This is a genomic window from Pseudoalteromonas sp. S327, from assembly GCF_005886415.1.
Lineage (GTDB): Bacteria > Pseudomonadota > Gammaproteobacteria > Enterobacterales > Alteromonadaceae > Pseudoalteromonas > Pseudoalteromonas atlantica.
Genome location: NZ_PNDP01000033.1, coordinates 1 through 12567, shown reverse-complemented (window position 1 = coordinate 12567; position 12567 = coordinate 1). Strand labels below are relative to the sequence as shown.

Genomic DNA, 12567 nt, shown 5'->3' with positions numbered 1-12567 from the left:
TGACAATTTTATGTAACTCAGAGAAAACACGTATATTTGCGGCAAATATACGAGTAAAGGCTTAGTGAATATAGCGCCTTTATTAAACCAACCGACTTAATTTATATGCTATTAAAGATAAGAAACGCGGGTTAATTACAAGGTAAGAGCTTCATCACTTGGGTGTTCAAATTATAAGAGGCTTAATACAGCTATTTGTTAAAGCGCTGCGTATTAGCTAACGCCAGGCACAAAAAAACCGCGACCAGCGCGGTTTTTATTTTATTGTGTTAATTAAAGGCCAGCACGGTCTTTAATTACAGCAATTAACGGTGAGCCACCGTGGCCATTGCCTTCAGCCCATGCTATATCAGCGCCATCAGACAGTGCGCTTTTTGATAAGTTTTTAACTATGTACTCGCCCGAGTCAACAGCGTTACTAACTACAGCATGGCGAAGTAAATTATTACCATTACATTGAATAGCATCGTAAATATTGCGAATTTTTACACGTGAGCTTTTTAGTTTACTACGTAAACGGTTTTTATCATCAGCTGCGATATATTCACAAATAGATACTGCTAATTGATCATTGGCTTTAGCAGGCACGGTATACATTAACGAACCAGCAGCAACGGCTGTAATAACAATTAGCTTTGACAATTTAAACATGAAACACCCTTTATGGTACTTTTTACCTATGTTGATTGTCTAATATTGTACCAACCTGCTGTAAGTTTCGCAATAATGTTAATCTTTTTTATATAAAGTTACGAATTTATAACTATATTGATTCTTTTCATCGGGTTTATTTGACTGTTCGTCGACGTTTTCCCACGTTGCTACCGCTTGGTAATCTGGAAACTGCGTATCCCCTTCAACCTCTAAATCTATAAAGGTTAAATATAAACGATCGGCATTTGGTAAAAACTGCTGATAAATATTACCACCGCCAATTATCATCACCTCTTCTTCGGCTTTAACCAGCTCTAGCGCAGCCTCTGGGGTGGTGACCGTCTCAATACCTTGAGCGCTATACTGGCTATTACGGGTAATAATTATGTTGCGACGCCCAGGTAAAGGACGACCTATCGATTCAAATGTTTTACGCCCCATAACGACAGGTTTGCCTGTTGTTACCTTTTTAAAATGCTGTAGATCGGCGGGTAAATGCCACGGCATTTTATTATCAAGACCAATTACACGGTTGTTTGCCATTGCGGCGATCATTGAAATTATCACATCAAATACCTAGTACTTTATTCTTAAAAAATAAAAAAGGAGCTTATGCTCCTTTTTAAAATATGTTTTTTATTAACGCTCGTAGACCACTTCTACATCGTAGTCGTCTTCATCCCAGTCGTCCCAATCATCATCATCGCCTTTGGTTGCTTTTTGATGATAAGTATCCCACTTGAACTCAACTTCTTCGTCTTCAATCTCAACGAACTTCTCTTTAGGCATGCTATCAAGTAATGCCATAATATCGTGAATTAATGGCTGAGTATTAAGCTTATTGACTGCTGAAATACGGTAAACGTTTTCTTCTTCACCTAGCTCTTGCGCAATTTTCTTACACAAAGCTTGCGCTTCATCTTCTGGTAATAGGTCTATTTTATTAAACACTAACCAGCGTGGCTTTTCAGCAAGCTTAGGGCTGTATTGGTGTAACTCGTTAATAATGGCAAATGCATTATCAACAGGGTTTGAACCATCAACAGGCATCACATCAATCACGTGTAACAATACACGACAACGCTCTAAATGCTTCAAAAAGCGAATACCTAGGCCAGCACCGTCTGAGGCCCCTTCAATTAAGCCCGGAATATCGGCTATTACAAACGATTTGTTAGCCTCTGGGCGCACCACCCCTAAATTAGGAATTAGCGTGGTAAACGGGTAATCAGCTACTTTTGGCTTTGCTGCCGATACACTGCGAATAAACGTTGATTTACCTGCATTTGGCAACCCTAATAGGCCTACATCGGCAAGTAGCATAAGCTCTAATTTAAGGTTACGAACTTCACCTGGAGTACCTAACGTTTTTTGACGTGGAGCACGGTTAGTACTTGATTTAAAACGTGCATTCCCCAAGCCATGGAAACCACCTTTTGCAACCACAATTTTTTGACCATGCTGCGTTAAATCGCCTAACGCCTCTTGAGTGTCAACGTCGGTAATACGTGTACCCACAGGTACTTTTACTACCAAGTCTTCGCCCTTTTTACCTGTACAGTTACGGCTTTGACCATTAGTACCACGCTCGGCACGGTGAAAACGCTCAAACTGGTAATCAATTAGGGTATTTAAGTTTTCATCAGCTTGTAGATAAACACTACCACCGTCTCCACCGTCACCGCCGTCCGGGCCACCGTCTGGTACATATTTTTCTCGACGGAAAGACACGACACCGCTGCCGCCGTCACCAGCTTCTGCGCGAATTTCTACTTCATCTACAAACTTCATGATTACTCACTTTAGGGATTGGCTTTAATTTAACTATTATATACCCAAGCCAACGTAAATGCAGGCTTGGGTATATATTTGACGTTTCTGAAAACAAAAAACCCCGCAAAGGCGGGGTTTTTTACTACCTTACTGATTACTCAGCTACGATAGTTACGTATTTACGGTTTAAAGGACCTTTTTGTTCAAATTGAACTTTACCATCTGCTTTTGCGAAGATAGTGTGGTCTTTACCGATACCTACGTTTGCGCCAGCGTGGAAACGAGTACCACGTTGACGAACAATAATGCTACCCGCTAGAACTGATTCGCCACCAAAACGCTTAACACCTAGGCGTTTGCTTTCTGAATCGCGACCGTTACGAGTACTACCAGCTGCTTTTTTATGTGCCATTTCTAAGTACCTCTAATTAAGCGCTAATGCCAGTGATTTTAACTTCAGTGAACCATTGACGATGGCCCATTTGCTTACGAGAATGCTTACGGCGTCTAAATTTAACAACCTTAATCTTCTCACCGCGACCATGTGAAACAACCTCAGCTGTTACTTTACCACCGTTTACGAACGGTACACCGATCTCGATTTTCTCACCATCAGCAACTAAAAGTACTGAATCAAATTCAACTGCTGCACCAGTTTCAACGTCTAATTTTTCAAGACGAATCGTTTGACCTTCAGTCACACGATGCTGTTTACCACCACTTTGGAAAACCGCGTACATAATTAACTCCGTCTGTGCGCCCTCAAATCGACGCAACTAAAATATTCTTCGATAGGGCGCGAAGTTTACGCTAATGCATAAAAACTAGCAAGCCTATTTTGTAATTAAAATGAATAAAAAGTAGCTGCATTGAGAGCAATTCAATATTTCCCCCATTTTATATTAAATTGCCCTGTTGCCAAGCGCTTTTTAGTGCAAAGACAAAATAAATTTACGTGTCGCTATGCCTACTCCAGAACCCATTGACTGCGCAATAAATAGTCGCGCTTTGAGTGTGAAATATACAATTAAATACCCTAATTAAGCGCTAATTAAGGTTTTTAACTCGGTTTTTTTAATGAATCGTCACAAAATATCGAGCTAGTGCTTTTTTTGTTGTACAATCGGCGCCGTTCACACATAAAAATTGGCTCGGAGATCAATGGATATAAAAGCTATCCAGGCGTTAATCGAAAGCGATATGAATGACGTCAATCAACTTATACACGCGCAAATGCGCTCAGATGTGGCGTTAGTCAATCAACTTGGTTTGTACATCGTTAACAGCGGCGGCAAACGCGTACGCCCGATGCTGGCAATATTGGCAGCAAGAGCTTTGGGTTACCAAGGTAAAGATCACATTACTTTGGCAACGATTGTTGAATTTATTCATACTGCAACACTATTACATGATGATGTTGTTGATGAATCTAACCTGCGCCGTGGTACACCGACTGCAAATGCCGAATTTGGTAATGCTGCCAGCGTGCTGGTTGGGGATTTTATTTACACCCGCTCGTTTCAACTTATGGTGGGGCTGGGCAAAATGCAAATTATGCAAGTGCTTGCTGATGCCACCAACGTGATTGCTGAGGGTGAAGTATTGCAACTTATGAATTGCAACGACCCTAATACCACCGAAGCAAGTTACATGCAGGTTATTTACTCTAAAACGGCTAAATTATTTGAAGCCGCTACAGGGCTTGCAGCTATTATTACCGAGCAAGATAACAGTGTGTTAGATGCGCTTAATTTATATGGTATGCATTTAGGTACTGCTTTTCAGTTAGTTGATGACGTACTTGATTACAACGCAGACGCTGACCAATTAGGTAAAAATATTGGTGATGATTTAGCAGAAGGTAAGCCAACCTTGCCGCTAATATATGCGATGAAGCACGGCAGTGATCAGCAAAGAGCCCTTATTCGTGATGCCATTGAGCATTGCAATGGTATGGATAACCTTGAGGCTATTTTAACGGCACTTAAACAAACCAACGCACTTGAATTTACAATGCAAAAGGCGCAGCAAGAAGCAGACAAGGCCATTGCCTGTTTAGACTTTTTAGCAGAGTCGCAGTACAAGCAAGCGTTAATCAGCTTAGCGCGTATAGCTGTAGAGCGAGATCACTAACTTTGCAGCCTCCCTTAATTAGTATTTAAGGGCCATAATTTTCGAGCAATAAAAAAGCCTGCATAAGCAGGCTTTTTTGTGCATAACTTGGCTATTACGCCATGAAATCAACACCTTCTTTGATGTCTTTTTTCAGAGTTTCAAGCATGTCGTTTTTAGCTTTTTCTTCAAATGCGCTTAGCTCGCCGTAAGAAAGAATTTCTTCTACGCCGTTTGTGCCTAAACGTACTGGGTGAGCAAAGTACTCTGCATCGCCATTTTCAACAGCAACGTATGCGTAATCTACTACGTCTTCACCTTGTAGGCCTTTAACTAAAGACATACAAAAACGTGCTGCAGCAGCACCCATAGATAATGTAGCTGAACCACCGCCCGCTTTAGCATTTACTACTTCAGTACCTGCATTTTGGATACGTGGAGTAAGTGTAGCTACTTCTTCTTCAGTGAAGCTTACGCCTTCAACTTGAGAAAGTAGAGGTAGAATGGTTGTGCCTGAGTGGCCACCAATTACTGGTACTTTAACGGTTGCTACGTCTACGCCTTTAAGCTCAGCAACAAATGCTTCTGAACGAATTACGTCAAGCGTAGTGATACCAAATACGCGCTTAGCGTCGTAAGTACCTGCTTTTTTGAATACTTCAGCAACAATTGGTACAGTGCCGTTTACTGGGTTAGTGATAACACCCACTAACGCTTTAGGACAGCTAGCTACAATGCCTTCTGCTAATGTTTTGATGATACCTGCGTTTACGTTAAATAAATCCGCACGATCCATACCTGGTTTACGTGGCATACCCGCTGGGATAAGTACGATATCACACCCTTCAAGCGCTTTATTTAAATCGTCTGCGCCAAAACCTGCTACTTTAACATCTGTAGGGATGTGAGATAGGTCAACCGCAACACCTGGTACAACTGGTGCAACATCGTAAAGTGATAATTCAGAACCAGCTGGTAAGCCTGTTTTTAATAATAAAGACAACGCTTGACCGATACCGCCTGCAGCACCTAATACAGCAACTTTCATTGGAATTCTCCGTAATTTGAGGTAGGAAATATTTGTGGCTCTTAAGATAATGAAATTAGCGACTAAAAACAAATTTATCCTGCTTATTTCAGGTATATTTTCGACCATAGTTGTAAACTTTGTTGGTTTATCGCAGCAAACTGGCAAGTTAACTAAACAACTGCTGCATAATTATTCATTTTTGTGTAGAATTTGCATTATAAATAACAAAAATGAATAAAGACTATGCAACCACAAGACAAACAAGAAGCGCTGGTAAAAGCGTTTAAAGCACTTTTAAAAGAAGAGAACTTTGGCTCGCAAGGCGAAATAGTCGAAGCATTAAAAGAGCAAGGCTTTGACAATATAAGCCAAAGTAAAGTGTCACGCATGCTTAGCAAGTTTGGCGCTGTGCGTACTCGTAATGCTAAACAAGAAATGGTTTATTGCCTACCCGCAGAAATGGGCGTACCGACTGCTAAAAGCCCACTACGTCAGCTTGTTATTGATATTATGCATAACGAAATGATGATTATTATAACCACCAGCCCAGGCGCTGCGCAGTTAATTGCCCGCTTATTAGACTCACTAGGCAAAGCGGATGGTGTATTGGGCACAATTGCCGGAGATGACACTATTTTTATTGCCCCAGCAAAAATATCTGAAATAGACATTACACTAGAGCGCGTACGCATTTTATTTGATACGGTTTAAAGCTGTTTTAAAAAACTAACTGACGGCGCAAAAAACGCTGAGCCCATATCGGCTTGAGTAAAATCAAGCCAGTGGTCGTAACACTCCCCTTTTCCTATGCGGCTGTTAAGTACCTTTTCAAACGCACTTCCCGATGCAGAGCATGTAATACTTAGCATGCCTTGCTCGTAAACATCGCCATACGGCATGCTTTGGTTAAGCAGTATAGCTTGGCCGCTTTCATCTTTTAGCTCACTTCTAGTCGCGTGGCTCGTATCTACCTTAGGCTCAATTAAAGTGTTATCTAAACGCGTGCGGCCCATAATATGCTCTTGCTCGCTTAGTGATAAATGCTGCCATACGCTCAGGTCATGTTTATAACGCTGTACATGAATATAGCTGCCTTGGTGTTCAAAGCTGTCGGGGTTATTAACCAGTGCCGTGAATCGTTTTTGGCGTCCATGTGGGGTGTCGCCTGCATAAATAAAGCCGTTAAAGTCTCGCCCATCTAAAAACCTAAAATTGCGAATTTGTTCAACTAGCTCTACATCGGGCGAAAACAACTTTAATATTTGCAATGCAAAAAGGTGATTAACATCTTCTCGGTCTGAGCGAATTTGTATGAATAAATCACATGGCTGTACGCGCATAACAAAATCACTGTGATTTATATTAGGAAAGCTTTGCAGCTCGCTTGGGATATATTCAGGTAGTATATGCGGCCAATATTGCGCGCCTATAGCCACCATGCAAGAGAGCATGGCTTCGGAAAACTGATCACTAAACTCTTCTTCAATTGCGCTTACGCGCTTAAGCTTTGCGCGCAATGACTCGTCTTGACCATCAAATACATTAAAAAATAAATGCAAACCGTGTAAGTTTGCTTCAGCACAAATCCCAGATTGCGCTTGCGCCATTGTTATTCCTTAGCTTTATAAAACACAGCGAATAACACATTTGTTATGATTCGAAAAAATTCACCGTGTGAGGTTTTATTTTTATTATAACCTGTTCATTTATTTCAAATGACTGGCCATATTGTGCGGCAACTTCAATCTCTTGCTCTGCAATTACAACAGTGTAAACATAAGCCGAGCCTATAAACCGACGGCTTAAAATGCTCACACCTTGAGGGTTATCGGCCTGCGTATTTTGCGCAAGCTCAATATGGTGCGGACGAATATACACCACCCCTTTTATTGCACTGTGCGTATGCTCATGCTGCGATTGCACGACACCAAAAGGCGTTATGTATTCAGTTGCCGTTAACACTTCTGCGCCTAAGTATATGCCCTGACCCAGAAACTCTGCAACCTCCTTTGTCTTTGGCATGGCAAAAAGCTGCTCTGGTGTACCTTGTTGGGCTATTTTTCCTTGGTGCATAATGGCTAGCGTGTCTGAAAACGCAAAGGCTTCTTCTTTTGAGTGGCTAACAAATACCGCAGAAACCTGCTGCGCTTTAATAATGCGCCTAATATCAGCAATTAACTCAAAGCGTACTTGTGTATCTATGTTCGAAAAAGGCTCATCAAGAAGCAATAAACTTGGCTTATAAGCCAAAGCCCGCGCAATAGCCACGCGTTGCTGCTGGCCACCCGAGAGCTGATGAGGGTAGCGTTTTGCACACCCCGTTAAATGCACTAGCTCTAGCATTTCCTCTACCCGTTGCTGTTTTTGCGCTTTGCTTACTTTACCCAGCCCAAACGCAATATTATCGGCCACACTGAGGTGCGGAAACAGGGCATAATCTTGAAACATCATCCCTATATTACGATGCTCTGGTGATACAAATGTATGCTTGTCGCTTACACATTTGCCATCTATAAATACACTACCTTCATTTATTTCAATAAGGCCAGCAATTGCTTTTAAGGTGGTTGTTTTACCGCAGCCGCTGGCTCCGAGCAAACACACAATTTCGTCTTGACCCACCGTTAAATCTAAATTGTGTAGCACATGCGTGCCACTGTAGTGATAACCCACACCTTGTAAATTTAAACGGCTCATTTAACTGCGTTGCTCCATAGAACGATTAATAAAATACAAGGGGATCAACCCAACCAAAACAATAAATAAAGCGGAAATAGAAGCAAGCTCAAGCTGCTCATCGCTCACATATTGAAATACATGTGTGGCTAAACTTTCAAAGTCAAAAGGCCTTAATAGTAATGCGGCTGGCAGCTCTTTCATACACTCAATAAATACAAGCAATGCAGCTGTTAAAAGACCCCGACGTAATAAAGGAAGGTGCACTAAGCGCAGTGTTTGCCCTTGGCTTTTACCCATAGATTGGCTAGCCATATCCAGTGATGGACTAATACGTACAAAGCTCGATTCTATAGCACCGTGCGCAATGGCATAAAAGCGCACTAAGTAAGCCACTATAATAGTGACAATGCTGCCGGTTAGTAATAAACCTATATCTAGGTTGTAGCCCTCAAGGACTGTATTTATTGAGTTTTCTAATGCGCTAAGCGGTAATAACACAGCAATAGCCAGTACCGTACCTGGCAGTGCATAGCCGGTGCTCGCTAAGCGACCAGGTATTAAAGAATAGCCTTGCTTTGCCACACGCTGATAAAAAACGATTAGTGTAGCGAGTATTATGCTGACTAGGCTAACAATAATAGCTACTTTTAAACTTTGCCACGCGTAACTAAAAAATGCCGTGTTCCACGCTTTATCAAAGTAAGTTATTGCATAATTTAGCAATACCAACATAGGTATAATAAAAGCAATGAGCAAAATAACACTGCAAAATGACGTAGCCAGCCATGCATGTTTACCTTTAAGTTTGTACAACGACTCGCTATTAACACCTGATTGACGCTCAAACACGGCTTGGTTACGCCGACTAAAGCGCTCCGCCATTAAAGCTAAAAACAGCAGTAACAGCATAACGCCCGATATTTTCGCTGCAGCCGTGAGTGAGTAATAACCAAACCATGTATCGTACACCGCGGTGGTTAAGGTGCTCACTGCAAAGTAACTTACCGTTGCATAGTCGGCCATGGTTTCCATGCTTATGAGCGCAAGGGCTGCCACAATTGAGCCACGAGAAAGCACTATACTTACCTTAAAAAAGCTTTGCCAAGGCGATAAACCCATTAATTGACTAGCTTGCACTAGCTTAAATGACTGCTCTCGCAGTGCGGTTTTAAAAATTAAAAATAAATACGGATACAGCACAAGTGCGATCATCACCATAGCGCCGGGCAAAGTGCGAATATCAAAAAACCAATAATCCGTTGGCGAGTGCCAATCAAACCAGTCTCTTAGGGCTATTTGCACAGGGCCAGCGTAATCTAGCAAATCGGTATACACATAGGCTATTAAATAGGTAGGCATTGCAAGGGGCAGCATAAGCGCCCATTCAAATTGCTTTTTTCCGGGGAAGGAACAATACGCACTGAGCCAGCCAAGCGGTAGCGCAATTGCACAGCTAAGCAGGCATACGCCAAAAATAAGCAGTACGGTGTTAGTAATATAATCCCACAGCACGGTATCCCACAGATGAGAAAATACCTCTGAGTCGCCTTGTAAAGATTCATATATCAGAAAAAACAGCGGGGCCGACAATAAAAGCCCTGTCGACCAAGCAAAGAGCTGCCATTTAGACAGCTTAAATATAAAATTCATTAAAGGTCGAACTTCACCTCATCTATTAGCTTAAGGGCTAACGGACGATATTTACTGATCTCATCAAGTGCTAGGCCGTCTTCTTTAAAGCTTCCCCAAGAGGCGACTAAACTTGATAGCTCAACGCCTTGCTTAACCGGGTACTCCATATTTACAGAGGCATACATATTTTGAGCTTTGGTTTCGCTCATAAACTCAATAAGCTTAAGGGCATTATCAGGATTTTTTGCATATTTAGTAATGACAGCACCCGAAACATTTATGTGTGAGCCGCGATTTTGCTGATTAGGAAAATTAATATAAACAGACTCAGCCCACGCTTTTTGCTCGTCGTCTTGAAGCATTTTGCCAAGGTAGTAACTATTACCTAAAGCAAGATTACACAAACCTTCTTTTACCGCTTTTACCTGCGCGCGATCGTTACCTTGTGGCTTACGTGCTAAATTAGCTTTAACACCTTCTAACCATGTTTTAGTTTTTTCCTCGCCGTGATGAGCAATCATCGAAGCAACTAAGCCAAGGTTATAAGGGTGCTTGCCAGAGCGTGTACAAATTTGTCCTTTGTACTGTGGGTTAGCCAAATCTTCGTAGGTGAGTTCAGGTAATGCACCTAGGCGCTCTTTTGATGAATACACATTACGAACCCGCTTAGTTAATGCCACCCACTGCCCGTCGCTATCTCTATACGACGCAGGAATATTGTTTTTAATGCGATCACTTTTAATACTTTGCGTTAAATTTAGATCTTCTAGCTGAATAAGTGCACTAAAATTAGATGTTAATACTAAATCGGCTTTACTGTGTTTTCCTTCACGCTTAACACGCTCTATTAACCCTTTTTTTGCAAAAACCACATTCGTTTTAATGCCAGTTTGCTTAGTGAAGTCAGTTAAAATAGGTTGAATTAAAAACGGTTGACGAAAAGAGTAAATATTAACAACATCGCTCGCAAACGCAGGCGAAGCGCTAATAATACAAGTAAGTATAGCCAGTGCAGTTCTCATATCAATTTACCTAAATAGTAATTATTTACAGGGGATTTTATCGTGATACGTGAAAATATACACTCTTTACATAAATGTAAATAAGTAATTAATGACCAAAAGGGAAATACCGCGTAAGACATCTCTTACAGAGCTGACAGCTAATGAGTAAAAAAACCTATAACAACCCAGCAAAACCAGTGTAAGCTGTTGTTTTTGTTTAATTTGTTATAAATACTCATTTTTTATAAGTAAATCTATAGCCGTTTTAACCTATTTTAGTTGCACCAGCACGCTACAATTACTACATCAACCAAGCAGTGATGCTTATCGAGTAAAAGGAAATGGACTGCTTACTCGAACAACCAATGATTAGGTTACTACGGACAACACGGAAATTAGGACAGGCTCAGGATGAGTATCGCAATGGATTGTTGCACAAAGGAACGTATCAGGACGATACAGCAAGGATAACAACAGCGGATAGTTGTTTAACAGGATGTGATAGGAATTAAATGGACAGGCCCTTGAGGCAACACAATGGAATTGTAAATTAATGGACTGCACTAGGATGTGCCAAAAGGAATAGGTAATAGTTTTTACCACTACAGGATGTACAGGGATTTAAAGGAGATAGGCCCGGATAGCCTAAATTACATAGAACTAAAAAGTAATATCGTAATCACATGGATAAGTAAAAATTGGAGTTGATTAAGTTCAATTGCAGGATGCAAAATTAGAAGATTCCGCAAGCGCGCCTAGAGATAGAGCGCGCTTTTCTTTGCCTAAAATTAAGTTACTGTGGCCTGCCCTTATTTCGCTTACCAAGTAAGTACGCATCACGAAATTTTATAAAGTGCTGTTCAAGCTTTAAGGCGGCATCTTGCTCACCTGCGAGCGCTAACACCATAATGCCTACCTCAGCAGTGCCTAACTGGTATGCGTGAGGTGCAACGCGTAAACGGTAATCTGATAGTTTATCAGCGGTGATCGACAACACCGGTAAATTATCTAGGTACGGGCTTTTGCGGATCATTTTTTTAGCTTCGCGCCAGGTACCATCTAAAAATATAAATAATGGCTTTTTGCCAGGCTCAATGTTTACTTCGGTGGTTGCCCTGCCCGGCTCTACATCTTCAGCTGGAAATATCACCATAGGTTGATAATCAGCGTTGTTTAGTAAAGCTAATAGCTCAGCGCTTGGCTCTGTTCTGTCCCATCTAAATGCATAGTTGTCAGGGACTATTTCAGCAATTAAACGCCCTGTGTTTGACGGTTTAAAGCTTTCATTATGATACATTAATAAACACACGCCAGCATCGCACTGCGCTTGTTCTACCCCCTCACATATACAGTAATGCTTAGCAATTAAACACTGCTCACAGCGCTCCATTTTGCCGCCACGGGCATTAAATTCGCGGCGCGATTCGCTAATTTGCTGAGCACGCAAAACTAATACTGAGTTATGTTGGGGATTTTTCAAGGGGGCTATTACCTAAAATTTGTTCGGCGCGTATTGTAGCTAAAATAAAAGGGAATAGATATCAGCTATCAGCTATCAGCTATCAGCTATCAGCTATCAGCTATCAGCTATCAGCTATCAGCTATCAGCTATCAGCTAACAGCTATAAACTATAATGATAAGAAAAATCAAAAGACAAAACCCGAATAAAATTAATATAGAAA

General features: G+C 41.3%; 13 protein-coding genes. 2 read left to right on the top strand and 11 right to left on the bottom strand.

The genetic code is table 11. The features are described from left to right. Positions 1–273 precede the first annotated feature (273 nt). The 5 genes from CWB60_RS10345 to rplU all read right to left on the bottom strand — a co-directional run bounded on the left by CWB60_RS10345 (position 274) and on the right by rplU (position 3167). On the bottom strand, positions 274–651 hold the full coding sequence (locus CWB60_RS10345) for a DUF3718 domain-containing protein (protein ID WP_004587925.1): 378 nt from the start codon (positions 649–651) through the stop codon (positions 274–276). A gap of 78 nt (positions 652–729) precedes the next feature. Then, on the bottom strand, positions 730–1221 hold the full coding sequence (gene folA / locus CWB60_RS10340) for a type 3 dihydrofolate reductase (protein ID WP_138577890.1): 492 nt from the start codon (positions 1219–1221) through the stop codon (positions 730–732). Between the two features lie 72 nt (positions 1222–1293). Beyond that, positions 1294–2445: an Obg family GTPase CgtA gene (gene cgtA / locus CWB60_RS10335; RefSeq protein WP_138577892.1), complete on the bottom strand. Its 1152-nt coding sequence runs from the start codon at positions 2443–2445 to the stop codon at positions 1294–1296. A gap of 136 nt (positions 2446–2581) precedes the next feature. Continuing rightward, positions 2582–2839 (bottom strand): 50S ribosomal protein L27, encoded by a 258-nt coding sequence (rpmA, locus tag CWB60_RS10330; RefSeq protein ID WP_004587922.1) that lies wholly within the window; start codon positions 2837–2839, stop codon positions 2582–2584. 16 nt (positions 2840–2855) lie between these two features. Beyond that, positions 2856–3167 (bottom strand): 50S ribosomal protein L21, encoded by a 312-nt coding sequence (rplU, locus tag CWB60_RS10325; protein ID WP_004587921.1) that lies wholly within the window; start codon positions 3165–3167, stop codon positions 2856–2858. Positions 3168–3588: 421 nt separating this feature from the next. Between rplU and ispB the strand changes: the two genes are divergently transcribed. Then, positions 3589–4560 (top strand): octaprenyl diphosphate synthase, encoded by a 972-nt coding sequence (gene ispB, locus CWB60_RS10320; protein WP_054982281.1) that lies wholly within the window; start codon positions 3589–3591, stop codon positions 4558–4560. 94 nt (positions 4561–4654) lie between these two features. On the opposite strand, the gene mdh is transcribed toward ispB, so the two are convergent. Continuing rightward, positions 4655–5587: a malate dehydrogenase gene (gene mdh, locus CWB60_RS10315; protein WP_004587919.1), complete on the bottom strand. Its 933-nt coding sequence runs from the start codon at positions 5585–5587 to the stop codon at positions 4655–4657. Positions 5588–5812: 225 nt separating this feature from the next. Between mdh and argR the strand changes: the two genes are divergently transcribed. Beyond that, complete coding sequence (argR, locus tag CWB60_RS10305) at positions 5813–6280, top strand: transcriptional regulator ArgR (RefSeq protein ID WP_004587918.1); 468 nt, start codon at positions 5813–5815, stop codon at positions 6278–6280. Here argR and CWB60_RS10300 read toward each other — a convergent pair. The 5 genes from CWB60_RS10300 to CWB60_RS10280 all read right to left on the bottom strand — a co-directional run bounded on the left by CWB60_RS10300 (position 6277) and on the right by CWB60_RS10280 (position 12364). Then, the gene (locus tag CWB60_RS10300) at positions 6277–7176 is read right to left on the bottom strand and encodes a Dyp-type peroxidase (protein WP_138577894.1); all 900 of its coding nucleotides are present in this window, start codon (positions 7174–7176) and stop codon (positions 6277–6279) included. The two genes, argR and CWB60_RS10300, sit on opposite strands and share 4 nt — an antisense overlap. A 43-nt stretch (positions 7177–7219) precedes the next feature. Beyond that, a complete protein-coding gene (locus CWB60_RS10295; RefSeq protein ID WP_138577896.1) occupies positions 7220–8266 on the bottom strand; it encodes an ABC transporter ATP-binding protein in 1047 nt (348 codons plus the stop codon). Beyond that, a complete protein-coding gene (locus tag CWB60_RS10290; RefSeq protein WP_138577898.1) occupies positions 8267–9898 on the bottom strand; it encodes an ABC transporter permease in 1632 nt (543 codons plus the stop codon). After that, complete coding sequence (locus tag CWB60_RS10285) at positions 9898–10902, bottom strand: Fe(3+) ABC transporter substrate-binding protein (protein ID WP_029773350.1); 1005 nt, start codon at positions 10900–10902, stop codon at positions 9898–9900. The genes CWB60_RS10290 and CWB60_RS10285 overlap by 1 nt, the downstream gene beginning before the upstream one ends. Before the next feature lie 775 nt (positions 10903–11677). Continuing rightward, a complete protein-coding gene (locus tag CWB60_RS10280; protein WP_055014274.1) occupies positions 11678–12364 on the bottom strand; it encodes a tRNA-uridine aminocarboxypropyltransferase in 687 nt (228 codons plus the stop codon). Positions 12365–12567: the final 203 nt, after the last annotated feature.

Excerpts from the sequence above, each read along its gene's own strand:
- CWB60_RS10345 (WP_004587925.1), bottom strand. The coding sequence starts at position 651 with ATGTTTAAATTGTCAAAGCTAATTGTTATTACAGCCGTTGCTGCTGGT.
- cgtA (WP_138577892.1), bottom strand. The coding sequence starts at position 2,445 with ATGAAGTTTGTAGATGAAGTAGAAATTCGCGCAGAAGCTGGTGACGGC.
- rpmA (WP_004587922.1), bottom strand. The coding sequence starts at position 2,839 with ATGGCACATAAAAAAGCAGCTGGTAGTACTCGTAACGGTCGCGATTCA.
- rplU (WP_004587921.1), bottom strand. The coding sequence starts at position 3,167 with ATGTACGCGGTTTTCCAAAGTGGTGGTAAACAGCATCGTGTGACTGAA.
- ispB (WP_054982281.1), top strand. The coding sequence starts at position 3,589 with ATGGATATAAAAGCTATCCAGGCGTTAATCGAAAGCGATATGAATGAC.
- mdh (WP_004587919.1), bottom strand. The coding sequence starts at position 5,587 with ATGAAAGTTGCTGTATTAGGTGCTGCAGGCGGTATCGGTCAAGCGTTG.
- argR (WP_004587918.1), top strand. The coding sequence starts at position 5,813 with ATGCAACCACAAGACAAACAAGAAGCGCTGGTAAAAGCGTTTAAAGCA.
- CWB60_RS10300 (WP_138577894.1), bottom strand. The coding sequence starts at position 7,176 with ATGGCGCAAGCGCAATCTGGGATTTGTGCTGAAGCAAACTTACACGGT.
- CWB60_RS10295 (WP_138577896.1), bottom strand. The coding sequence starts at position 8,266 with ATGAGCCGTTTAAATTTACAAGGTGTGGGTTATCACTACAGTGGCACG.
- CWB60_RS10290 (WP_138577898.1), bottom strand. The coding sequence starts at position 9,898 with ATGAATTTTATATTTAAGCTGTCTAAATGGCAGCTCTTTGCTTGGTCG.
- CWB60_RS10285 (WP_029773350.1), bottom strand. The coding sequence starts at position 10,902 with ATGAGAACTGCACTGGCTATACTTACTTGTATTATTAGCGCTTCGCCT.